This window comes from Embleya sp. L77, assembly GCF_055557415.1.
This window is the reverse complement of the sequence record NZ_CM145710.1, coordinates 1954702-1978376: the sequence shown is the minus strand read 5'-3', so window position 1 is coordinate 1978376 and position 23675 is coordinate 1954702. Positions and strand designations below refer to the sequence as shown.

Sequence of the window (23675 nt, the reverse complement as noted above, 5' to 3'; positions counted from 1 at the left end):
CGAGCACTGATCTTGTCCGCGAGCGCTGATCTCGACAGCAATCGACGAACGCGTCAGCGGACACCGATCGCGTTAGAGAGCACTGATACCCCGTGAGCACTGAACGCGTCGGCAGGCGCCGATCTCGCCGGTGAACATCGATCCCGGCGGGGACGACCCGCCTGCTGCATGGGTCCGTCCACGCAATGGCCGGACCGGCCCGCACCGTAACCGAGACGGGCCGACCGGGTGCTCTGGCCGGGCCCGCCCCACACGGATCCGGCTCCCGATCCGGATCCGGATCCCGTCAGTCGTCTTCCGCCGGCAGCGGCTTCCGGGCCAGCAGGAAGGCCTGCTGCGCGGGTCTTACGCTCTCGCCCGGGTCGGGTTCGCGGATCATCTGCGCGTGCATGGTCAGGCCGGCGTCCGTCACCAGTTCGGCGATCCGCTCCGGTTGGCGGCGGTGGAAGTCGAGGGATACCGACCGGCCGAACGCCTCCGTCAGCCGCAGCGGTTCGTCGCCGACCTGAAAGGCGAGCAGAAGCCGACCACCGGGCGCCAGTACACGGTGGAACTCGGCGAACACGCCGGGCAGTTGCTCCACCGGGACATGGATGATCGAGTACCACGCCACCAAACCGCCGAGGGAGTCGTCCGCAAGGTCCAGGTCCGTCATCGAGCCGACCTCGAAGCGCAGGTCCGGGTGCTCACCGCGGGCCACCGCGATCATCCCCGGCGACAGGTCGATTCCGAACACGTCCAGCCCGAGGTCGCGCAGGTGCGCGGTGATCCGACCGGTCCCGCACCCGATGTCGGCCACGCGGTGGGTCCCGGCGTCGGCCGAGTGCACGAGTTCGGCGAAGGCGGCGAGTTGGGCTCGGTCCAGGGGCTTGTTCGCCAGGTCGGTCCGAGCAAATTCGATGTACTCGGTGGCAATGGCGTCGTAGGACACCCGGGTGGCATGCAGGAAGTCGGATTCGATCACGACCGGGCACCCTACCGCCGGCCACCCACAGCCCACGGGCGAGCGTCCGCCGGAGCGGCGGCGGGCAGGGGACGACGACGGGACCTGTCCACCCACGGGACGGCGAACGCGGCGTCGCAGTCACATCCCGGGGCCGGGTTCCGTCATAGGGATGGAGGTTCCGTCCAGACGACAACGCTCGACAAGCGAGGATTCCCGTGCGCGGCAAGGCCTTCCGACACGACATGACGATGATGTTCGCCATCCACGACGCGCTGCGCCGCGACCTGGAGCGACTTGCCCGGGTCGCCGCGCGTACGGACGACGACCCGTGGCGCATCCTGCGGGTCGGCACCGGGTGGGACCTGTTCCGGCGCTACCTGCGGGTGCACCTGGGCGCCGAAGACGACCTGCTGTGGCCGGTACTGCGCCGGGCGTTGGCCGATCGGCCGGACGAGTTGGGCCTGATCGCGGTGATGGAGGCCGAACACGCCACGTTCGAACCGCTGTTGCATGCCATCGACGCGGCGTTGGCCGACCACGACACGGGAGGCCGGCGGCTCGGCGATTTGCTGGATGGACTGGTCAGCGGGCTGCGTGGACATCTCGAGCACGAGGAGGACGAGGCGCTGCCCCTGATCGACGCGGTCGTCACCGCCGAGCAGATGCACCGCTTCGGCGCCGAACACGGCCGACGGGTCGGCTCCGGCACCTGCCGCTATCTGCCGTGGCTACTCGATCACGCGAGCGCCGAGAGCACCGCCATCATCCTCGGCCAACTGCCGGAATCCATCCGCCCGACCTACCTGAACCTGTGGCAACCGGCGTACGCCGCACAGGATCCGTGGGGCGCCCGAGGCAGCCGACCCACCGCCCGCCGCCCGCATGGGGCCTGACGGGGCTGAGATCACCGACGCGGCTCGCACAGCTTCCTCAAGCGGAGGACGGCGACGGCGCGCGACGCGCGCGCCTGCACGTGCACACGAACCTCCGCCCGGATGAAGGCACCTCGCCCATGTCCGGCAGGCCCGGCCCGCGCCACCGCACAGGATCCGCGGGACGCCCGAGACAGCAGGCCCGCCACACGCATGAGGTGTTGTGAGGCATGACGGGGTCGAGATCACCGACACAGCGCAAGCCTCCTCGGATGGACGCCGACGACGGCGAAGGCGCGACGCGCACCGGCACGCGTACACGAACATCGGCCCGAACGAAGGCGCCTCGCCCGTGCCTGGCACGCCCGGCCCACACCACCACACAGGATCCGCGGGACGCCCGAGACAGCAGGCCCGCCGCCACGCATGGAGCAGAACGGGGTCCAAATCACCGACACAGGGCGAGCCCCCTCGGGTGGACGCCGAAGACGGTGAAAGCGCGACGCACACCGGCACGCGTACACGAACATCGGCCCGAGCGAAAGCGCCTCACCCGTGCCCGGCGCGCCCGGCCCACACCACCACACAGGATCCGCGGGACGCCCGAGACAACTGGCCCGCCGCCACGCATGGAGCAGAACGGGGTCGATATCACCGACGCGGGTCCTGCCTCGTCAGGTGAACACCGCCGGCGGCAAGGGCGCTACGCGCCCGCCCGCACGTGTACGCGAACCTCGACCCGAGCGAAGGCACCCGCCCAAGCCCGCCCCGACGCCCGCCCGGCCGGCACCACCGCACGGGATCCGTGGGGCGCCCGAGGCAACCGGTCCACCACCCCGGCACGCATGGCGGGGATGACGGGGATGACGGGGTCGGGATCACCGACGCGGGCGCAGCTTCGCCGGATGGACGCCGATGACGGCGCGATGCACCTGCGCGTATATGCGAACCTCGGCCCGAACAAAGGCAGCTCGCCCGTGCCCGGCGCGCCCGGCCCGCTCCGGGTGTCGGGCGGCGGGGATAGCCTGACGCGATGGGTAAGACCGTGGTGTAACTGGAGATGACCTCGCTCGACGATCTGCGACCGTCCCGTCCCGTTCCGGCGCTCGCATTGCGCCGCGTCGACGCGGCCACGCCCATGGTGCATGCCCTTCAGGCTCGGGTCGGTGCGTCGTACGGCTGGCGGAGTGCGTCCCGAACCGAGCACGAGTGGGCGGAACTTCACGCCGCGCACCCGCTGCTGCAGTCCTGGCTGATCACCCACGCCGGCGAGACCGCGGGCATCGGCAACCTGGAGCCGCAACCGGGCGGGAACGTGGAGGTGGTCACGTTCGGCCTGCTTCCCGAATTCGTCGGCAAGGGCCTGGGCGGCTACGCGCTGACCCTCCTGCTTCGTCAGGCCTGGCACACCGCCCCGTTGTCGAGTACCGAGCCAGTCCGCCGGGTGTGGCTGCACACGTCCTCCGAGGACCACCCCAACGCCCTCGTCAACTACCGCGCACGGGGCCTGCGTCCGTACGGCATGGAAGCCCGGGGGTAGCCGCCGCATCGGGCGCAGCCCGGCCGGCCCAGTCGCATCGAGCCGGTCAACAGGCGAAAAGGTCCGTCGGATCCGTGGCATCGCCGGGGGTGGGGAGTTGACCGGGCCGGATGCGGAAGACGGTCAAGCGGACGCCGCCTACCGCGCCGGGTCTGCATCGGTACGGCGTGGAGCCCGCGCGTAGCCGTCGCATCGGGCGCAGCCGGCCGGTCCAATCACTCCGGAGGCAATCAACAGGCGAAAGCATCCCCCGGATCCGTGGCATCGCCGGACTGGTCCGCGACGACCAGAGACCAAGCCGGATGCGGAAGACGGCCAGGCGACGCCGGTACGGCGCCCGTACGGCATGGAAGCCCGCGCGTAGCCGTCGCATCGGGCGCAGCCGGCGCGCAGCCGGCCCGCCCGGTCGGACCGAGCCGGTCAACAGGCGAAAGGGGCAGTCGCCGGGGTGGGTCGCGTTGCCCCGGATGGATGCGGAAGACGGCCAAGCGGACGTTGGTGCCGCGCCCGGGGGGGCGGCGTCCGTACGGTATGGAAGCCCGGGCGTGGCCGTCGTATCGGGCGCGGCGGCCGGCCCGGGCACACCGGAACGCATCAACAGGCGAAGGGGTCCGTCGGGTCCGTGGCGTCGCTGGGGTGGGTGGCGTTGCCGGGGCCGGAGGCGGGAGGTGGTGAAGTGGGCGTCGCAGGTGACGCGGGGTGTGCGCTCGGGGGCGGGTCGACGGGCGGGGCGATCTCCGCGGACTGCTCGCGTTGGGTGCGCAGCCTGGCCGAGACCGCGTCGGTCCGGGCGCGCAGGACGCGGACACGCTCGGCCGCCGCCGCGTCGCCGCCGGCGTCGGGTACGGCTGTGGTCACCTCGACGCCGTGGGCGCGCGCGGTGGCCACGAGGCTCTCGGCGACGGCGGTCTGTCGGGCCAGCAGGGCGGTAGCGAACAGGCTCGCGCGCAGCGTCTTCTCCCGGCCGAGCAGGCCGCGGTAGGTGATTTCGCAGGCCACCTGTGCGCTGTCCAGGCGACGGTCGTCGGCCTGCTCCAGCGAAGCGAGGACCACCGTGAGCAGGCCCTCCACCACCTTGGTGACCGCCCATTTGCGGCCGGGCAACGGCGGCAGCACGTCGCGGATGCGGTCCACCTCGGTGTCGAGTGCGGCCGTGGTCATCGAGGCGAACGCGTCGTGCAGGGTGAGCCGGACCACCTTTTCCCACGGGATGTCCTCCCCGTCGAAACCGACCGTCTGCGGGCCGAACCGCACCGCGCCGAGGCCGTCGAGCAGCCGTAGCGGTCGCGCGGTGATCGCCGGCACCTTCGGATGCCGACACACCAGCGCACCCAGGGAGAATTCCCAGGGCGCGGTGGCGGGCGCAGCGGGTGCGGGCAGCGCATCCAGCGTCCCGTGCACCCAGTCCCCCGACGCGACCCGGGCCCGGCCGGCCCCGATCCGGCCTCCCACCGCCGCGCGCCCCGAAGCCGCCGCGGCCCCGACCGCGCCACCTATGCCCCGCAGTTGATCCCGTATCGCCACGTCCCCGAGCCCCTCGCCGCACACCGTGTCATCCCGCCCCGTCGTGATCACTCTAGCCAGAGCCGGCGCCGACGACCGATGTGCTGCAACTGCGCCCGATGGACTGGGACCGCCGAACCGAGCGGGGCACGCGGGCCACCCACACACCGGCACCGGGACCGGGACCGGGACCGGGACCAGGACCGGCACCGGCACCGGCACCGGCATCCAGCCGCCGTCGGCCCGGGCATCGACCCGCCGCCGGCCCGGGGATCCACCCGCCCCCGGCCCAGGCATCCACCCGCCACCGGCCGGGCATCGACCGCGCCGGCCGTCGTACGGAGCGGGGCGAAGACCGAATACGGGCGAGGACCGTACACGGGCGGGGTCGGCCATCGGGATCAGCATGGCCCAATCAGGCGCCGTCATGGCGCATCCTAGGCACGAGCCCCAAGGTAGGCGTCACGACCTGCCCGTTTACTGACTCCGGGCCGCTTGACCGCCCCTATCTCGACACTCAGCCACCCCTTCCTCAGTGTTCGCATGCCAGGATCGACACGTGAATGGCACATTCATGACATCACCACATCTCGCTATGAAGCCATTAATGTGCCATGATGGCGTCATGGATCTCACCCCGTACGTCGACAGCCTTCGGAACGAACTTGCACTTGCCGCGGATGCGGGCGGTGGCGAGGCGCGAAAGTTGGCCGAACACCTCACCGCTCCACTGGAGTCGGCCACCCGGGTCGTCCTGCTCAGTGCCCTGTCCGCCGCCATGGCAGAGGTCACCGGCGACCTCGCACCCGGGTCGGTCGAGATTCGACTACGCGGGCTCGACCCCGAGTTCGTGGTGACGGCGCCGCCGGGCCCGGAGGCGTACGCGGAACCCGCCCCGCCCGGGCGCGCGCCGAGTGCGTCGGTACCGGCGGACGGCGACGAGGGCGGCATGGCCCGCATCAACTTCCGGCTGCCCGCCCACCTCAAGTCCCGGGTCGAGGACGCCGCCGCGCACGAGGGCCTCTCGGTGAACGCCTGGCTGGTCCGCGCCACCGCCGGCGCCCTGGAGCCCGACGCCGCCCGTACCGACACGGCCGACGCAGCCGGCCGACACCCGGACCGCCGCCGCTACTCCGGCTGGGTCCGCTGACCCGCGCCACACCCGACGCCGTACTGACACCGCACCACCATGGACGGCACCGCGCCGGCCTCCGGATGCCGGCACCGGACCCTGCCCGCTCCCGCTCTCCGCCCGCCCCTCCGCCCGCCGATCGGCAGGGCAAGCCACGAAGGCCGGCAAGCAGCCCACAGCCAAGAGGAAGGCACCTCCATGCCGACGTTCGACACCCCGAAGCCGATCTCCGCCACCCTGGAATTCGACGTCGGCTCGGTCCGGGTCGGCGCGAGCGACCGTACCGACACGGTCGTCGAGGTGCTGCCCGCCAACGGGGCGGACGAGCTGGATGTACGGGCCGCGCAGCAGACCACGGTCACCTACGACGGCGGCACGTTGTCGATCAAGGGGCCCAGGAAGCGTTCGCTGTTCGGCAAGAGCGGTTCGGTGGAGATCACCGTCGAACTGCCGGCCGGCTCCGACGTCCAGGCCACCACGCCGCTGGCGGACTTCGCGTGTTCGGGCCCGCTGGGCGACTGCCGGCTCCGGACCTCGGTCGGCACCATCCGGATCGGCGAGGCCCGGACCCTGTACGCCAGGACCGGCCACGGAGACATCCGGGTGGGCCGCACGACCGGGGACGCCGAGATCATCGCGGCGGGCCGGATCGAGGTCGGCACCGCCGCCGGCGCGGCGACGATCAAGAACGCCAACGGCGAGACCACCGTCGGCGAGATCGTCGGCAACCTGCGGGTCACCTCCTCCGACGGCCGGATCGCCATCGGCGTCGCGCATGCCGACGTCGACGCCAGGTGCGCCAACGGCGCGATCCGGATCGACGAGGTGGCCCGCGGCCGGGTCCACCTACAGACCAGCGCGGGCGACCTGGAGGTCGGCGTCCGCGCCGCCACCGCAGCCTGGCTGGATGTGCAGACCCGCATGGGCAGCGTACGCAACTCGCTCGGCTCGACCGAGAGTCCCGAGGCGTCCGAGCAGACCGTCGAGGTCCGCGCCCGAACCGCCATCGGCCACATCGTGATCCGGCGCGCCTGAGTTCGGCCCGCGCCGCACGCCTGAGTTCGGCCCGCGGCCGGGACGAGACCGCAGCGCCAGGACTCATGGGATACCGCTGCCATATCCCTGTCTGCTGCTGCACCTGAGCGGGCCCGATCACGGTTCCAAAAGCCCTCTGAACTGGTACTTGCATGGCAAGCTGCACGGCAAGCTGCACGGGAAACTACAACGGAATCTGCAACGAAACATGTCCGCCAGGACACCACCCTCGCCGACACCGGCAGCGGCAGCGGCAGCGGCAGCGGCAGCGCCCCTGGGTCCACGTCCAAGTGCTCCTGGGGCGAGGATTCCCCCGCCCAGAAAGAAGGCCCCGAAGTCGATCACCTCGCCCCCCGCGACGGTCGCGGCGCCGGGTGACCGCGACCTTGGCCGCGAACACCCGGCGCCGCCGCACGGCACCGCGGTGTACGCGGTCACGATCAGCCCCGATCCGTACTCCGAATCGCCGACCGCCGACCAACCCCCGAGCGTGCCCACCACGAGCACCACCACGTGGTAGCCGCTGAAGCCGAAGCGGACCGGGTCGAACACGGCCCGCTCCTCGACCGACATCCCGTCCCGGTCGGCGACCGGGATTACCCAGGCCCAACACGCCGAGGCCGAGCGCCGCGACCGCCGCGATCGGGGCGGTGTAGGTGTAGTACGTGGAGCGAAGTGTCTGCAGCTTGATCCATTCGGCGGCGAGCACATCGCGCGGCGCCGGGAAACCGCTCGCGCGCCCGCCCCCTTTCCGGCAACGTCCGCGCCCGAGGGGACGGTCGCCCGGTGGGCCGCCTCGTGCGGGGTGATCCGCAGGTACGCCTCCCTCAACGAGCCGTGCCGGGCCGCCAGTTCGTGGATCGCCAGGCCATGTGCAGCGGCCGATTCGCCGATCCGGGCGAACGCCACGGCGGCGACGGCCAGGGCGCCGTCCGGCTCCGTGGTCACCGTCGTCCCGTGGTCGGTCAGCAGTCGGGCGGGCCGCTCACCGTGCGGCGGACGCAGCAGCATGTCGCCACACGATCCCCCGTGCCGGCGCCCGCCGCGTCAGGTGCGCTCACCGCGCGCGAACGCGAGGTGTTGGTACTCATCGCCGCGGGTCGCACCCCTGCCGAAATCGCCCGAACCCTGCCCATCACCGAGGGCACCACCAAGACCCACGTGGGCCGCCTGCTCACCAGGCTCGGCGCCCGCAACGGGGGGCGCGCCCGGCGATCATCGCGTATCGCGCGGGATCGGGGCCCACTTGGGCCGTGTTCCGGCGGCGGTGCGGAGGACTTGACGTGACTTGACATGACTTGACGTGACTTGGCGTGGCGTGGCGTGGCGTGGTGGCGGTAGGTAGGGTGCCGACGCGTGAGTGATCTGTACGAGTTGACGCTGGATTTGGTGGTGCGGGGCCCGCTCTCCGACCCGGAAGTGGCCGAGTTGCGGTGGCATGTGGGGCTCGGGGACGGGGCGATTCCGGAGCCCGGCGATCGGCGCATCGTGACGGCGTTTCCGGTGGTCGTGGTGGACGACCTCGGGGTGCCGACGGTGGTGGACGATCCGCATCCCGTGTTGGCAGGCCCGGATGGGATCGCGCTGCGGAGCGGTGGTGTGTCGGCCACCGGTCTGGCGCCGACCGCCGGCGGGTGGGCGCTGACCGTGCGACGGGAACTGCATCCCGACGAATTCGACGAGGTCGGCGGGCTGTTGACCTGGTTGGCCGCGCGGGTCGCGGACGCGCACACGCATCCGGACGGCTCGGTCGTGCTCGGGTGGTTGCGCTTCATCGAGGACACCGAGGCCCGGCCGTTGGTCTTTCGGGACGGATGCGTGCGGTGGCCGGATCGGGAAGCGGAGTAGGCCGCTCGCGGGGTGTGCGAGACGGCCGCCGTCCGCCGGTTTCGGGGCAGGTCAGGCCCATCGGGTCGGGGCGGACCTGCGGTGCCAGGCGGTGACCGCACCGGCGTCCGTCGGTTCCACGTCGGCCGGGAGGTCGGCCGGATCCAGCCAGGCCAGCCGGGCGCACTGGTCGGGTTCGGCGTTGACCGGGTCGCCCGACCAGGCGGTGGTGTGGAAGTACCAGCCGATCACCGGCGCACCGGTCTCGCCGAGTACTTGGGCCACGTACGCGGTGCGCAGATCCGCCGTGGCGACGTCGGTGGCGATCTCCTCCTTGGCCTCCCGGGCGCATGCCTCGATGAGGAGTTCGCCCGGATCCGCCAGTCCGCCCGGCAGGGCGAGCAGGCCGTCGGCGAAGCCGGTGTCCTTGCGTTCCATGAACAGCACCGCGCCGTCCGCGCGTTCGAGGATGATGGCGGCATAGGCGATGGCGTTGTGGCGGTGGTCGCTCAAGTGTCGCTTCTCCCCATGGTCGATCCGGGTGCGTCGGACGTCGCTCCCGGCCACACGGCGGTGTCCTCGGCCGGCACGCGTCGGACCTCGGCAACCGGCCCGCGCGCCGGGACGCACACCTCCGCCCGGACCAACGACCGGTCCCGGAGGGACGTCACGCCCGAACCGTCGGAAGCATGTTCGGCACGGCAGGGCTGTCGGGCAACCGCCCCATTCGGTGGGCCGGTTCCGCACGCTTCGCAGATCGCGCCGGTCTCGGGGGGCCGCCACACGGCGTTCTTCGGCGCGAAGGCCGCGCATGCCCCCGCCGGGTCTGTGCCCGCCAGGTCCGCGCCCGCCGGGTCCGTGCTCGCCGGGTCCTTGTCGGTTGCGCGGCTACACGGCTACGCGGTTACGGGGTCCCCGGTCACGGGATCACAATGCGTTCGACGGCGGCGGCTACGAGTTGTTCGCGCTCGGCTTCGGAGAACACGTCGGGCAGGGTGAGTTGTTCGACGATGAGCCAGTTGAGGGCCAAGTACAACAGACGGACCGCGGTCGCGTCGCCGGGCAGGCCGGACTGCTCGTGGTAGGCGACGTTGGCGTCCACGTCGGCGCGGACGCGCTCGGTCAACACCACGCGCAACTCCGGTCGCCGGGTGGCCTCCAGGCGCAGTTCGAGCAGTGCGAGATAGCCGGTCCGGAAGGCACTGACCCGGCCGACCACCTCGCGCATCAGCGCCGTGTACGTCTCCTTGTTCGGCGTGGCCGCCCGCTGTCGCGCAATCAGCGCCTCGTCGGGTTGAAACCGTTCGTAGACCCGGGCGCCCGCCTGGGTGAGCAGCGCGTCACGGCTCGCGAAGTAGTTGGAGGTGGTACCGGTGGGCACCCCGGCCTCGACGTCCACCGCTCGGAAGGTCAGCCCGCGGGCGCCCTCCTTCGCCAGCACCTCGATGGCGGCGTCGACGAGCGCCGCCCTGCGCTCGGCGTTCCTGCGAACCATTGATACCACTCCAGTTGTAGTACTACATTCTGGCCACTATAAAGTAGCCACACAGGCCGCCGACTACGCCGCCCGGTTCGACGCGCGCCACCCGTCCCCCAAGACCGTACCGACCGCCAGGCGCGCCCGGCCCGGCCCCGCGGACGCGCCGAACCTGCGCTTCGCCACGGTCGTGATGGGCCACGGCTCCCGTCGTCGCGAAACCGGAATCCCGTTGCTCGGCGGGGAGTTCGGCGCGGAGTTCGATGGGAAGTTCGACGGCGAGTTCGCCCCTGCTCCGTTCCGGTTCACCGTCGCGGATCGCAGGACGTTCCGAACGACCTCCCGATCACGTGGTTCACGGCGCGACGCTGAACGCGGACTCGTCCGTGTGGGCGCGGCGCCGATGGCGCCGATGGGTGCGGTTCGGCCCTCTGCGGGGCCTCTGCGGCGCCTCGACAGCACCTGACGGGGCTTCGGTAGATACAGGTACGTGTGACGATACGGTCCTGCCATGCTCGAATCACCTGAAGATGCTGCCATGCCCGAATCACCCGAAGACGATGCGTCGGCAACCTCGGCGGGCGGGTCGTCCGTGCTGCCGGAGCACGGTACCGGGCCGGTGACCGCCGACGATCTGGATCGGGCGGTGCAGCTCGCGGTGGCCGCGCTGCGGGGCGTGCCGGCCTCGGCGTGGGAGGCGAAGGCCGGCACGTTGGAGTGGGACCGCTGGGAGACGGTCGAGCACCTGAGTGACGACCTCTTCGCCTACGCCGCCCAACTGGGCCCCCGGGTCCCACCGATGTCCGGTGAGGTGCCGTTCGTCTGGGAGAGTCGGCGACCGGGCGGCCCGGCCAACGCGATCCACGCGAACCATGCGGCGGGCCCGGAGGGGCTGTTGCAGGTGCTGGAGGCGAGCGGTGCGCTGCTGGTCGCCATGGTGCGGACGACGCCGTCGAGCGTACGCGCCCACCACGGTTTCGGCGCCTCCGACCCCGAGGGCTTCGCCGCGATGGGCATCGTGGAGACGCTCGTGCACACACACGACCTGGCCGAGGGCCTCGGGATGACTTGGGCCCCGCCCGCCGACCTGTGCGCACGCGTACTCGCCCGGCTCTTCCCGGACGTGCCGCAGGACACCGAGCCCTGGCCCACGATGTTGTGGGCCACCGGCCGCGCGGACCTTCCGGGCCACGAGCGACGCACGTCCTGGCGCTGGTACGGGGAACCTCGCGCATAAAAGCGGGCCGCCTCGCGCGTGGGAGGCGGAGCCATGGTGGCCTACCGGGTCGGGTTGATCGGACCGTGGCACGTCGCCGGGGCGGGGCTGGTTGCCGGGGCGGGGCGAGTCGCCGGGTCGGGGGCGAGTCGCCGGGTCGGGTCGGGTCGATCCGAGTCGCGTGGGCGAATTCGACGTCGCGCCGTCGCCGCCGTCCCCCAATCGGGGGATGGGGGCACACCCCCGGACGGATGTCGGTGGTCGGCGCCGTGACGAAGGCTGGAATTCCTGCTGCTGAAAGGGGAATTCCGGTGCGACGGTGGGATCGGGTGGGTCGGGTCGCGGCGTACGGAGCGGCAATCGCGTTGACGCCCTATCCGGTGATCAAGCTGTCATGGGTGATCGGTTCCCTGATCGGCGTGCTGCCGGTCGGCTCCGGGTTCGGTTCGATCGAGTGGGTGGTGCTCAACACGGCGACGGTGGGCATGGCGGCGATCGGAATCGCCGTGGCGCTTGCGCTGGTCCGCCCATGGGGGATGCGGATACCGGGCGCTCCGTTGGCGTTCTGCGCGTGGGTCGGGACCGGGTTTCTGGTTCCGGTGTTGCCGTACGCGGTGCTGAGTTCGCTGTGGCCGGCCGCCGGTGACGACCCGGAATCAACCACCGGCGGGGATGGGAGTGCGGTTACGGGTACGGGTACGGGTGCAAGTACGGGTACGGACGATGCGTCCATGCCCGGTTGGGAAGCGGCCCTGATTCAGATCGGCTTCGTCGGGATGGGCGTGGGGTTGGCCCTTGCGCTGCCCACGTATCTGCGTCGACGTTGGCCGGATGTATTCGCGGGACAGGTCGGCGATTCCGTCCGCGATCGGGCCGTGCCCATCACATCGGGGCTGCGGCGCCTTCCGTGGTCGGCGGTCGTCGGCGCCGGTCTCGGAGCGGTGTGGCTGTACTGGGCGATCGGCGGCACGTTGGGCGTCGCGCACCCGCAGGCACGCGACGCCGATTGGCGGATCCTGACCGGCATCTGGGGCGGCTGGGCACTCGTGGCTGCCGTCGCCACCACGATGATCAGCTATGGCCGGCCGGGCCGGATGGTGCGCCGACTGCCGGTGGCACTGACCTGGATCGGGTCGGGCTCGCTGTTCGCCTGGAGCGGTTGGAAACTGCCGCTCACGCTGTATGTGGCGCTCGCGAGCCCGGCCGACGCCACATTGCCGGAGGACCTCACCTGCGCGGCGATTCTGCACGCGACGGCAGTGGTGGTGGGAATCGCGATGTTGCGTTTCCTGGTGCGGGATCGGGACCCGGATCGGGATCGGGTTCCGGGTCGAGGTCTGGATCGCGATCGGAACCCGGGCCGGGGTCGGGATGGTATCCACGCCGAGTTGCACAGCGGTGAGGACGACGGCCGGTCGCCTGTGTCGGCGGAACACTGAATCGTGTGTGACCCGGTTCCGACGGCAGGGAGAAGTGCCAGGCCGCGGGCCGCGGTCACCGAGTCGTTCCGGGAGCCTTGGAGGCGTCCGGGACTGCGGCGGGCTGGGGTGGGGCTGGGTCGGCCTTGGATGAACTCGTCGATGGCCAGGGCGAGTTCGGCGGGTTGGTCGAGTGGGATCAGGGCGTAGCTGTCCGGGATCTCGACCAGCCGTCCCTGGGGCAGGAGTTCGGCCAAGCGGCGGCCGTGGTCGGGCGACATGACGCGGTCCTCGCTTGCCCAGACCACCAGGGCCGGACGGTCGAAGCCGGGCAGCGACAGGTCGGCATCGGCATGCACCGGCAGGCGATGCGCACCGAACGGCAACGTGGATGTCACGCAACGGTGTTCGGCGGACAGGGCGGCAATCGGCCGTCCCACAACGAAGCATCCATCAGGAACCCGCGCAACAGCACGATCGTGGGCCCGGTGTCGCCAGTGCTTCCAGCGTCGCCGGTGTCTCCGATGCCTCCAGTGCCTCCAGTGCCTCCAATGTCCCGATGCTCGATCGTCCCGGCGGACAGTTCGATCTCGCGCATCGTCCTCGACCACTCAGATCGGCGGTGGCCCGGACAGAGCCCGCAGAGGCGGAGGAGGCGGAGGCGGCTGAGGCAGAGGCGGGGGCCGGCAGCACATCAACCGACCCCACATCCAGCAAATGCCGTCGCAGAAAAGCGAGTTCCGCCGAAACCACCCACTCGTGCGCGGTCGTGAAAGGTGCGTAGTGCCCACCGGGCACTCGAAGCAGTTCGGCGTGCGGAGCGCGATTCGCCACCGCGACGGCCGGTGCGGCGAGTGCGGTGCGGTCCTGGTCGCACACGACGACCAGGAGCGGGCAGCGTACCCGGGCGGCGTCCCGTCTGGGCCGGTACCAACCGAGGGCGAGTGTGGAGCGGGCGGCGACCGCCTGCTGCCAGTCCGGGTGGATGTTGTTCGGATTGAGTACGCGGTCTCCCTCCTGGGCATCCGGCGTGGCCAGAAACGCAACCGTGCCCCGCTCTCCGACGAGTGGCACCAGCAGTGGTGGGCGGCCGACGGTGCCGCCGAGGGCATCCAAGGTTCCGCGACCGCTGAGGCGCAGCAGCGCAAGGGTCGTCTGGTGGCGCGCGGCGTTGCGCAGGAGGACCGGCCCGTCCACGTTCGGCGTCTGGGCGATCACCGCCGCGAGGGCCGCCATACGGGCCGCAACACGCAGGAGGTGGCCGCCGGAGGCAGAGAACGACCAGCCGGCGAGTCGGGCCGGGTCGACCCCGGGCAACGTCCCGGCGAACTCGATCGCGGCCTGCCAGTCGGCGAGTTGGTCACCGATCGAGGCCACCTGGCGCGGCTGCCCGTCGCTTGGTCGCCACCCGTCTGCCGGCCCCTCAAAACTCACCGCAGGATCGACCGCTCGGTGGGTGCCAGCCGTAGCCGTTGTGGGGTCCTGGCCCACCGTCGCGAAAGGGTCGGCAGTACCTCCTCGCGCCAGCGTTCCGAATGCTGCAAACGATTCAGGTGGTCGTCGATGTGGCCTTCGTCGGCGAAACGTGCGAACCATACGAAGACCTCCTCGTTCATCCGAACCGGCAGCGCCGGGAAGGTGTTCGGGGAGTGTTCCGACTGTAGGTACGCCAGTGGCTCGCCGCCGGTCTCGGTGAGTATGGGTTGCACGTGCTGCTGGAAGAACTCGACGAATGCTGTGTCGAACGGGCCGTGGCTGTACCAGATCGTGGCGAGTATGAGCGACGATGGCGATGGCGATGGCGCCGGCTCGCCGGGGGCCGGCCGGGCGCCGACCGGCACGGGGAACCCGCCGCGTGCCGAGGCCGGCCGCAGCAGCAGCACGTCATCGGAGTCGATCATCGTCGCGTTCGCCTCGTCGCGGTGCGCCTGCCAGACCGGCCCGCCGTAGAAGCTTTCCAGCGCCTCGGCACGGCTCGGCATGTCCTCGAAGCCGCGGAGCCAGACGAACCGGTCGGGGTCGTCCAGATCGCGAAACTGCCCCAGCACGGTCATGCCCACCGCCTCTTGGGACTCGACGAACTCCCGGTCGAACAGATCGCTCAGTACGTCTCGCTGTCCCGGGTGCAGCGTGTACTGCCGCAGTTCGACGATTGGACACCGTAGGGCTTTCACCAGTCATACTCCTCGTTGAGTTGCTGGAACAGTCTTTGTTACAACAAGCGCCATGGCGGCCGTATGACCACCGGCCTGCCGGCGGGGCTTCCGCCAGGCCGCACGGCCTAGTTCGCCAGCGTCTCGCGAAGCACATCGGCGATCGACATGTCCGCCAACTCCCGCCGCATGGCCCGCTCGACCCGGTCGTAGACCTCGCTCAGGGCGGGCCGGATGCCTCGGCCGACCGGACACTCCGGATTGGGCTCGGTGTGATGCAGGCCGAACGGTGGCTGCGCATCGACGGCGTCGTACACCTCGAGCAGGGTGATCTTCTCCGGCTCACGGGCGAGGCTCCAGCCCGCACCGGCACCGTGCCGGACCTCCACCAAGCCGGCTCGCCGCAGGTCACCGAGGCTGCGCCGGATGATCACGGCGTTGGTGTTGACGCTGGCCGCGACCTGCTCCGAAGTGAGAACCTCCTGGCCACGGCGCTGCGCCAAGGCCAGCCAGGCCAGCGCATGCGTCGCGATGGTCAATCGACTGTTCGCCGCCATCACCCCTCCTTGCTGCAACAGCTTCTGTTACAGCCACCCCGGTAGTCAAGCCACGTCGATCGTCGAAGGCTTGACGCAGTACGGCCCGCCTGCGTGGGCCGACCCACGCCGAAACCTTTGCATCGGCGCGGGACGCGCCGCGACCGAGTTCCGCGTAGCGGTCCGGGTCGTACATCGCCAGGCCGATCGCCTGATCCAGGACTCGCGCCTCCTCGCCGACCAGGATGGGCCACACCACGCGCACCCACTCGGCCGGCGACAACCGGGCCGCCCCGCCGCCGCCGGCGGCGGCCGACGACTTGTCGATGCGCCGGTCGCGCAGTTGCACAATCGCCTGCCTGAGCAGATCGTCGGCACCGTCGAAGTCGTAGAGCAGCACCTTGTGCGTGGTCCCCGCCACCCGCGCGGCCCGACGCAACGAGAAGTCGACGAGGCCGTTGACCGCGAGGTCGTCGGTCACCCGGTCGAGCAGACCGCCCACGCCGCCCGTCCCCCCGCCCGCCGTCGCCCCCTCCGCCCCTCACGCCGGCCCGCCGTCACCCGAGCCGGTCGGCCCGCCTCCCCCCGCTCCGTCGTCGTACCGGCCATCTCCACCGTCCGTCGCCCGAGTTCCCCCCGTCTGGGCCAGGAGTGCGCGCAACGCCGCGGCGTCGGACCGGATTCGAGTCTCTTCCTGTTGGCCGTGCTCCAAGTGGGCGAACACCGGGGTGCGTTCCGGGTTCGGCTCGTCGGGGTGACGCGGGATCAGATGCGCGTGCAGGTGGGGGATGTCGTTCTCCAGCAGGGACACGTTGAGTTTGGGCGCCGGTCGATAGTGCGCCTCGATCGCGCGCCCGACCCGGGTCACCTCGGCCATGAAGCCCGCGAGTTGGCGGGCGGAGAGCGCGGTCAAACGCGCGACGTGACCGCCGGTCCAGACCACCACGACATAGCCGCGCACCCGACCGGCGCGCCACAGATACGCGTTGCCGTACACGCCGCGCTTGAGCAGCACCCCCCAGCCGATGTCGGGCGCGGTGAAGTCCTTGGCACACATCGAACAGGCCGCGCCGGTATCGGGTTCCGCGTACTGCTCCGGCCAGGTCGACGCGGCGAGTGAGCGGGGTCGGGGCACCTGGGAACCACACACGACGGCCTCCAACTCGAACGGGGACAGGAGCCTGCTTGCGGCGGGCAAACGTTCGGTTGAAGAAACGATCGTCGCGGGAGGGATGTCACGCCTTGATCCGGCCTGTGACCTGCCCGCAGCACGTCTGGGACACACTCGCGACGGATCCGTCCGCCGGAGTCCCTCCGATCCACCCCTACCCATCCCGCCGGCCCCGCGACGAACCGGCGAAGTGCGCTCGGCAGGCTACCCGCAAGCCCGGCCCCACCGCCCGACCGAGCAGACACCGAGCAGGCACCGACCACGCACGGACCAGGACCCGACCACGCCCGACCACGCCCGCCGGCCCGATCAGGCCCGCCGCGCCCTTCGCCCGCACTACGCTGAACTGCTCGGCCGGCCAAGGGGGATGGATGCGTGTGCGGATCGGCGACCGAAGCGGCGGCCGGGCCGGGCCGACGTGAGCGCCGGGCCGCACGATCCGCAGGGCTCTCGGGTGGTCCTGGTCGGCGCGCACGACTTCGCGCACCTGGCTCCGCTGCCGGCGGTGGCCCGAAACCTGGCCCGCCTGCGGGAGTTGCTCACCGATCCGCAGGTGTGGGGGCTGCCGGCGCAGAACTGCGTGGTGATCGAACAACCCGAACACCGCGACGAGGTCCTGGACGCACTGGCCGATGCAGCCGCCGCCGCGACCGATCTGGTGCTCCTGTATTACGCCGGCCACGGCCTCATCTCGCCGGACACCGAGGACCTGCTCCTGTCCCTCCCGCGCTGCCGACCCGACCGGGCGTACACCACGCTGCCCTTCCAGGACGTCCGCAACGTGCTGCGCTCGGCCCGTCGTGTCCCCGCCAAGGCGGTACTCCTGGACTGCTGCTTCGCCGGCCGCGCGCTGACCGGCGCCATGGGTGCCGAGGACACCCGACTGGCCGAACTCTCCCGGGTGGAGGGCACCTACGTCCTGGCCGCCGCCTCGGCGACCCGGCAGGCGATCGCCCCTGCGGGTGAGCGATACACCGCCTTCACCGGGCGGCTGATCGACGTCCTGGAGCACGGCGTGCCGGGCGGGCCACGGGCCTTGGACCTGGCCACCGTGCACACCCATCTGCACCGCGTGTTGCCGGAGTCCGGCTTCCCCGCACCGCAACAGCGCAACGACGACCACGGTGCCCGGATCGTACTGGGCTGGAACCGGCATCCGTCCGCCGCCGATTACGCGCCTCGACTGCCGCCGCATCTACGGGAGTTGCTGCACGCCCAGGCGATCGCCGCACGCAACTTCACCTACCGGCTCTACGACGCACCGCTCGACGGCCTGGCCACCGTCTACGTACGCCAACAGGCCCGCAGCGCGCCGACCACCGGAACCACGGTCGAGACCCGCGAGGAGTTCCGGGACCACGACCGCGAACGCCACGAGCGCAACCGCCACGACGGCGAACGCCGCAGGCGCCACTTCGTACCCCTGGAGTCGGCCGTGCAACCGGTGGCCCCGGCGCGGGCCGCCGAGGACACCCTCGGCCTGCACCGCCACGTCCTGATCACCGGCGGTGCGGGCCAGGGCAAGTCCACGCTGAGCCTGCAACTGGCGGCATCGCTGGCCGACGACTATGCGGCCCACTCGGCACAGGCGCCGGGTGCCGCGGCCGGCCCCGAGGGCCCGGCGCGTCCCGAGCAGAAGGACTGCCCCGAACGGCTGTTGCCGCTGCGCGTCACGGCCGGCCGACTCGCCGCCGACCGCAGCGCGCTGGTCCCGCGCCTGGTCCGGATCCTGTCCGACGAACTGGCCCCGCACCTGGACTACGCCCTCCCGGACGACCTGCTGGAGAACCTGCCCGAGGGCACCACGTGCCTGTTGATCGTCGACGGCCTCGACGAGGTCACCGATCCGGAGCGCCGACGCGCCCTGGTCGCCGAGTTGGCCGGCCGGGTCCGAAACCCCGACGGCCGCTTCCGGTTGCTGATCACCACCCGCCCGCTGCCCAACGACGAACTGGCCCCGCTGCAACACGCGGCGACCGGGACGTACACCCTGGAGCCGTTCGACCGCGAACAGTTGCGCGAGTTCGCGCACCGCTGGTTCCGCGACCACGCGGACGGGCAGGCACTGGCCGAGGGCTTCCTGCGCCAGACGGAGGCAGCCGGGATCCGGGACCTGGTCCGCATCCCGCTCCTGGCCACCGTGGCCGCGCTCGTCTACCGCAAGCACCCCGGGACACCGCTTCCGAACAGCCGATTCACCCTCTACTGCGACTACTTCACCCTCCTGACCGAAGCCCGTTTGCAGGAGGTCCACGAGCAGCAACAAACCGTGCTGCACCGCTGGACCCTGCGCCCGGCCGCACATCGGGCAAGCGCCGCCTACCTGTTCGAGCACCGAGCCGAACTCGTCGAGCACCTGGCCGTCACCGTGGTCACCGACCCGACCGCCGCCACCCGGGCAGTTCTCGACCTCGCCCTCGACTGGCTCGACTCCCACGGCTGCCGCCCCACCCGTCGCAGCGTCCCCGAATGGCCCGGCCTGGTCACCTCGGTACTCGGCTCATCCGGCGTCTTCACCCACCACACCGACCATCTCCGCTTCACGCACTACAGCTTCGCCGAACACATCGCGGCCGACGTACGGGCCCGCCGGCTGCCGACCCGCTTCGACGCCGCCGATCCCGATTGGGCCCACACGGTGCGTCGGGCCGTCACCGGCGACCTGTTCGCGCACGCCGTACTCACCCACCACGCCCACCGGTACGACTCGGGCGACGCCGTCCTGGCCTGGTTGACCAGAGGAACCGGCGACTACGCGGCGCTGGCCGGCGAGCTCCTGGCCGGCGGGGTCCCCGCTTCGGCCGCGCACGTCGAGTCGTTCGCCGCCCACCTGGTGCTGACCCTGACCATGCCACCGGGACGGGAACGACTCCAACGGGTCGTCGCCGACGCGGCGGCGCTGATCCGGCAACCGGCCGTACGCCGCGTCCTCGACGACTATCTCGCGAGCTGCTACGCGAATCGCGAACTGCGGGTCGGCATAGCCCAATCGTTGATCGCCCACGACCCCGTGATCGCCGCTGACATCCTGCACGACGTGCTGGCCGCGACCGACACCACGGCCTCGGTACGGGTCGCGGCCATGCGCGCGCTGGTCCGATGCGGCCCGGAGCACCTCGCCGAGGCAACCGAGGCCCTGCTTGCCGCCACCACCTGCTCGAACCCGACGGAGGTGCTCGCCCGGATCGATGCCGCGACGGGAATCGCGGCCCTGGGCCCGGAACATGCCGATGTCGCGGCCGAGACACTGCGCGAGATCCTCACCGACGCGCGCACCGCTGCCGACGAACGCGGGCGCGCCGCACGGGCGTTGCGCGAGGTCGGTCCGGAGCACGAGGTGACGGCCGCGAACGCACTGCGCGCGATCCGAACGGCCGCCGACGCGTCCGTCCGCGATCGCAGGCTCGCCGCGGAATGGTTGGCCGAACTGGGCCCGGCCTACATCGCAGAAGCGGCGGAGGCGCTGCATGCGGTCATCGCCACGCCCGAGGTCGGTGCCCTCGAACGCCACACGGCCATCGCGGCCTTGGGCGCACTCGGTTCCGACCAGGCGGCGGAGGCCATCCGCCTGCTGCGTGCGGACCTGGCCGCAGGCGACACCGATACCTTCATCGTCGCAGCGAGCGCGGAGACGCTGGTGCAGTTGGCACCCGACAGCCTGACCGAGGTTCTCGATCCGCTCCACCGGCTCCTGTCGGCGCCCACCAGCACCGCCCACACACGATGCGATGCCGCTCGCACCATGGCACGGCTCGACCCGGATCGGGTTGTCGAGGCCGCGGCCGTCATCCGCGCGGCCTTCGCAGCGCCGACCTCGCGCGCCTACGAGCGAAGCAAAGCCGCCCTGAGACTCGGCGAGTTGGGCCCGGAGTACATCCCGGAAGCGGCCTCGATGCTGGGCGAGGTTCTCGCTGCCCCCAGCGCGAGCGCGGACGAACGCCGCCGAGCCGCGGTCTCCCTTGCCGGGCTGGGGCCTTCCTTCGTCCCGGCTGCCGTACGACGACTGCGCGCGGTGCTGACGGCTCCCGACGCGAGTACCGCGGATTGCGCACAGACCGCCCAGGACTTGTCGCGACTCGGCGCGGCGTTCGTGCCAGAGGCCGTCGACGTCCTGAGGCGCCTGTTCGACGCTCCGGAATCCTCCGGTTCCCTGCGCAACACCGTCGCGCAGACGCTGATCAACCTCGCACCGGATCAGGGGCCGCGGATGGCGGAGGTACTCCGAGCCCTCCTCGCCGCCTCGGACGTCTCGGACGGCGACCGAATCGAGCATGCCCGCGCCCTCGGCTTGATCGAGCCGGAATGCGTCGCCGAAGCGGCGGCCAGCCTGCGTGCCGTCCTCCATGCGCCGCACACGCACATCACGAACCGGCACCGCGCCGCGGACACGCTGGCCTATTTGGGGAAATCCTTCCTCGAGGAGTGCGTCGACGCGCTGCGGTCCCTCCTCACGGCGCACGACGCCGACGCGAGGAAGCGCACCTGGATCGCCTCCGACCTGTCCTACCAAGGGCGGGAGTGTCACACCGAGGCGGCGAAGGTTTACCGCGAGATCGTCGCCTCCACGACGACGAAGGCCGGCGACCGCGCGTTGGCGGGTCGGTTCCTGGGGTACCTCGGGCAGGGGTACGTCGAGGAGAGCACACGGATCCTGAAGGCCATCATGGTCGAGCCCGATCTCGACAAGCGATCTTGGGTCGAGGTCGTCGCGCGTGGGTCCGACCTCGGCCCGAGCTTCACAGCGGAGCCGGCCTCCGTGTTGCGGACCATCATCCGAGACGCCGGAGGCGCCCCGGGTCCACGTACGACGGCCGCACAAGCCCTCGGCCTGCTCGGACCCGGATATGTCGACGAAGCCCGAGGCGTACTGGAGCAGTTGATCAACGCGCCGCACGCAAACGCCGACGAACGCTACAAGGCAGCTGTCGCGCTCATCACGATCCGGAGCGGCAGCACGAACAAGGTCGCCGAGACACTGCGTGGCCTGGCGATGGAACGGTCGGCGAGCCCTTCCACCCGTGTCCTTGCCGCGCAGTCGCTCGGCTACCTCGGCATCGGTTACGTCGAGGAAGGCGCCGATCGACTGCGCACATTCCTCGCGTCGCCGGACTTCACCCCGGGCGTGCGCGGCATGGCGGCGAACCAACTCGCCCGGCTCGGGCAGGGGTACCACGCCGAAGGCATCCTCGCCCTCCGCCGCTTGCTCGGCTCCTCCGAGACCGAGGCCCATGCCGAGGTCCATGCCAAGGTCGATGCCGACAGCGACACGGACACCGAAACCGATGCCGACACCCAGACCGCCGCCGGTGCCCACGACCGCGTCTCGATCGCTCGACTCCTGTTCGGCTTCGGCCCGCCGTACATCCCCGAAGCCGCCAACGCCGTGCGGGCCGTCCTGGCCGATCCCGCGTCCGGCGCCTATGTGCGCACTCGCGCGGCCCGGCTGCTCGGCGACCTCAGCCCTCGTTTCGTGGACGAGGCGGCCGGGGAACTGCGCCGTCTTCTGGCCGACGCCGACTCCGCGGCGACACCCGTCTCGACTCGGCGGACCGCCGCGGCACTCGGGCTGCTGAGCCCGCGCTTCCGGGCGGAGGCGGCGGAGGTCCTGCGGGGGCTTCCGGCGGGTGGGGTTGCCTCCGGCTACGGGTCGGGGGCAGGGGCAGGGGCCGGATCCGGTTCCGGACTCGGCGCCGGGGACGGGTCGTCCCGTGCCGACGCCGAGCCTGACACCGGGACCGGGGCCGGCGACGCTCCGAGCACCTACGCCCGCCGCGCCGTCATCCGCATCCTGCGCGACTTCGGCCAGGGGTACGCCCCGTAGCGACCCGCCCCTGTTGCAGGCCGAGCCACCGGCCCCGCGTCACGAACTGGTGGCGCATCGCCCACCCGGGTGCACACCGCGCACGCGCACCGGCCACCCACCGAGTACGCCCACCCACCCGCTTCCGTCCGCCCACCAACGCACGAGCCCCCGAGCCCGAACCCCGAGCCCCAACCCCCGAGCCCGAGCGGCGTCCACCCGCGCGTTCCGCACCCGAACGCGCCTCGCCCCACCACATCGCGCAGAATCGAGGCTGCCGGCAGGCACGACCCGCGCCGCGGTCCTCGCGCACCCGCCGTACACCCGCGACCACGCCGCGCGTACCGTATCCACCCGCGCCCGACCCGCACACTCGAACCCCTCCCACTCACACGTCGCCGCTCCCCACCAACCACCCGCCCACCCCGATCGAAAGCGAGCCACCATGACCACCGAACGTCCCGAGCCGCCCGTGATCGCCGGCGAGCGCGAGATGATCCGCGGCTTCCTCGACTACCACCGGGCAACGCTCGCCATGAAGTGCGACGGCCTCTCCGACGAAGACCTGCGCCGCCAGTCGATGCCGCCCTCGACGCTCTCCCTGCTCGGGCTGGTCCGGCACATGGCCGAGGTCGAGCGGAGCTGGTTCCGGCGGGTGATCAACGGCGAGGACATCCCGCTCGTGTGGTCGGACCACGGCGACTTCCAGGTGGCGTACGACGCGAGCCGGTCCACCCGCGCGGAGGCGTTCGCCGCCTGGGAAGCCGAGATCGAGCACTCGCGCCGGATCGAGGCCGCCGCCGAATCCCTCGACGTGATCGGCCGCAACGCCAAGTGGGACCAGGACGTGTCGCTGCGCCTGGTCATGTTCCACCTGATCCACGAGTACGCCCGGCACAACGGTCACGCCGACTTCCTCCGCGAGGGCATCGACGGAACGGTCGGTCCCTGACCCACCCGCCGACCGCGGCATCCACACCGTCGCGGCCGGCCCGCTCGCCATGCCCGTTCCACCCACGGCGGCGGTCGGAATCCGCGCCCTCGGGCCC

The 23675-nt window shown here is 71.4% G+C and carries 20 protein-coding genes and 1 pseudogene; 10 read left to right on the top strand and 11 right to left on the bottom strand.

The features are described 5' to 3' along the window. Positions 1 to 286: 286 nt before the first annotated feature. A complete protein-coding gene (locus tag ACZOOI_RS38585; RefSeq protein ID WP_465281475.1) occupies positions 287 to 964 on the bottom strand; it encodes a class I SAM-dependent methyltransferase in 678 nt (225 codons plus the stop codon). A 197-nt stretch (positions 965 to 1161) separates the two neighbouring features. Here ACZOOI_RS38585 and ACZOOI_RS38580 point away from each other — a divergent pair, with 197 nt between their 5' ends. After that, entirely contained in the window at positions 1162 to 1839 is a 678-nt protein-coding gene (locus tag ACZOOI_RS38580) for a hemerythrin domain-containing protein (RefSeq protein ID WP_465281474.1), read from the top strand. A gap of 1039 nt (positions 1840 to 2878) precedes the next feature. Beyond that, the gene (locus ACZOOI_RS38575) at positions 2879 to 3358 is read left to right on the top strand and encodes a GNAT family N-acetyltransferase (RefSeq protein ID WP_465281473.1); all 480 of its coding nucleotides are present in this window, start codon (positions 2879 to 2881) and stop codon (positions 3356 to 3358) included. 594 nt (positions 3359 to 3952) lie between these two features. Here ACZOOI_RS38575 and ACZOOI_RS38570 read toward each other — a convergent pair. Then, positions 3953 to 4882, bottom strand: a complete 930-nt coding sequence (locus ACZOOI_RS38570; protein ID WP_465281472.1) for a hypothetical protein — start codon at positions 4880 to 4882, stop codon at positions 3953 to 3955. 604 nt (positions 4883 to 5486) lie between these two features. On the opposite strand from ACZOOI_RS38570, the gene ACZOOI_RS38565 reads away from it, so the two are divergent. Together ACZOOI_RS38565 and ACZOOI_RS38560 are read left to right on the top strand one after the other, a co-directional pair. Beyond that, positions 5487 to 6011: a hypothetical protein gene (locus tag ACZOOI_RS38565; protein ID WP_465281471.1), complete on the top strand. Its 525-nt coding sequence runs from the start codon at positions 5487 to 5489 to the stop codon at positions 6009 to 6011. 180 nt (positions 6012 to 6191) lie between these two features. Next, positions 6192 to 7028 carry a DUF4097 family beta strand repeat-containing protein gene (locus tag ACZOOI_RS38560; RefSeq protein ID WP_465281470.1) on the top strand — a complete coding sequence of 279 codons (837 nt, stop codon included), beginning with the start codon at positions 6192 to 6194 and terminating at the stop codon, positions 7026 to 7028. 117 nt (positions 7029 to 7145) lie between these two features. On the opposite strand, the gene ACZOOI_RS38555 is transcribed toward ACZOOI_RS38560, so the two are convergent. After that, positions 7146 to 8039, bottom strand: a complete 894-nt coding sequence (locus tag ACZOOI_RS38555) for a hypothetical protein (protein ID WP_465284209.1) — start codon at positions 8037 to 8039, stop codon at positions 7146 to 7148. Between ACZOOI_RS38555 and ACZOOI_RS38550 the strand changes: the two genes are divergently transcribed. Together ACZOOI_RS38550 and ACZOOI_RS38545 are read left to right on the top strand one after the other, a co-directional pair. After that, on the top strand, positions 7986 to 8315 hold the full coding sequence (locus ACZOOI_RS38550; RefSeq protein ID WP_465281469.1) for a response regulator transcription factor: 330 nt from the start codon (positions 7986 to 7988) through the stop codon (positions 8313 to 8315). The two genes, ACZOOI_RS38555 and ACZOOI_RS38550, sit on opposite strands and share 54 nt — an antisense overlap. Before the next feature lie 69 nt (positions 8316 to 8384). Then, positions 8385 to 8876: a hypothetical protein gene (locus ACZOOI_RS38545; RefSeq protein ID WP_465281468.1), complete on the top strand. Its 492-nt coding sequence runs from the start codon at positions 8385 to 8387 to the stop codon at positions 8874 to 8876. A 51-nt stretch (positions 8877 to 8927) separates the two neighbouring features. Here ACZOOI_RS38545 and ACZOOI_RS38540 read toward each other — a convergent pair whose 3' ends face one another. Both ACZOOI_RS38540 and ACZOOI_RS38535 read right to left on the bottom strand, forming a co-directional pair. Continuing rightward, entirely contained in the window at positions 8928 to 9368 is a 441-nt protein-coding gene (locus ACZOOI_RS38540; protein WP_391585734.1) for an NUDIX domain-containing protein, read from the bottom strand. A gap of 406 nt (positions 9369 to 9774) precedes the next feature. After that, positions 9775 to 10350, bottom strand: coding sequence for a TetR/AcrR family transcriptional regulator (locus ACZOOI_RS38535; RefSeq protein ID WP_465281467.1), 576 nt, complete (start codon positions 10348 to 10350; stop codon positions 9775 to 9777). A gap of 520 nt (positions 10351 to 10870) precedes the next feature. On the opposite strand from ACZOOI_RS38535, the gene ACZOOI_RS38530 reads away from it, so the two are divergent. Both ACZOOI_RS38530 and ACZOOI_RS38525 read left to right on the top strand, forming a co-directional pair. Beyond that, positions 10871 to 11569 carry a maleylpyruvate isomerase mycothiol-dependent enzyme family protein gene (locus tag ACZOOI_RS38530; RefSeq protein ID WP_465281466.1) on the top strand — a complete coding sequence of 233 codons (699 nt, stop codon included), beginning with the start codon at positions 10871 to 10873 and terminating at the stop codon, positions 11567 to 11569. A 290-nt stretch (positions 11570 to 11859) separates the two neighbouring features. Then, a complete protein-coding gene (locus ACZOOI_RS38525; protein WP_465281465.1) occupies positions 11860 to 12987 on the top strand; it encodes a hypothetical protein in 1128 nt (375 codons plus the stop codon). Between the two features lie 128 nt (positions 12988 to 13115). On the opposite strand, the pseudogene ACZOOI_RS38520 reads toward ACZOOI_RS38525, so the two are convergent. The 6 genes and pseudogenes from ACZOOI_RS38520 to ACZOOI_RS38495 all read right to left on the bottom strand — a co-directional run. After that, positions 13116 to 13301 (bottom strand): annotated as a pseudogene (locus ACZOOI_RS38520) (alpha/beta fold hydrolase); the annotation flags it as partial. Positions 13302 to 13419: 118 nt separating this feature from the next. Beyond that, positions 13420 to 14400, bottom strand: a complete 981-nt coding sequence (locus ACZOOI_RS38515; protein ID WP_465281464.1) for an alpha/beta hydrolase family protein — start codon at positions 14398 to 14400, stop codon at positions 13420 to 13422. Continuing rightward, positions 14397 to 15140, bottom strand: coding sequence for an NIPSNAP family protein (locus ACZOOI_RS38510; protein WP_465281463.1), 744 nt, complete (start codon positions 15138 to 15140; stop codon positions 14397 to 14399). The genes ACZOOI_RS38515 and ACZOOI_RS38510 overlap by 4 nt, the downstream gene beginning before the upstream one ends. A 107-nt stretch (positions 15141 to 15247) precedes the next feature. Beyond that, on the bottom strand, positions 15248 to 15622 hold the full coding sequence (locus ACZOOI_RS38505) for an Rrf2 family transcriptional regulator (RefSeq protein ID WP_465284132.1): 375 nt from the start codon (positions 15620 to 15622) through the stop codon (positions 15248 to 15250). Further along, a complete protein-coding gene (locus ACZOOI_RS38500) occupies positions 15528 to 16136 on the bottom strand; it encodes a hypothetical protein (protein WP_465284208.1) in 609 nt (202 codons plus the stop codon). The genes ACZOOI_RS38505 and ACZOOI_RS38500 overlap by 95 nt, the downstream gene beginning before the upstream one ends. A gap of 60 nt (positions 16137 to 16196) precedes the next feature. Further along, positions 16197 to 16790 (bottom strand): HIT family protein, encoded by a 594-nt coding sequence (locus ACZOOI_RS38495; protein WP_465281462.1) that lies wholly within the window; start codon positions 16788 to 16790, stop codon positions 16197 to 16199. 454 nt (positions 16791 to 17244) lie between these two features. On the opposite strand from ACZOOI_RS38495, the gene ACZOOI_RS38490 reads away from it, so the two are divergent. Both ACZOOI_RS38490 and ACZOOI_RS38485 read left to right on the top strand, forming a co-directional pair. After that, positions 17245 to 22647, top strand: coding sequence for a caspase, EACC1-associated type (locus ACZOOI_RS38490; RefSeq protein ID WP_465281461.1), 5403 nt, complete (start codon positions 17245 to 17247; stop codon positions 22645 to 22647). Positions 22648 to 23071: 424 nt separating this feature from the next. Then, the gene (locus ACZOOI_RS38485; protein WP_465281460.1) at positions 23072 to 23578 is read left to right on the top strand and encodes a DinB family protein; all 507 of its coding nucleotides are present in this window, start codon (positions 23072 to 23074) and stop codon (positions 23576 to 23578) included. The last annotated feature ends 97 nt before the right edge of the window (positions 23579 to 23675 follow it).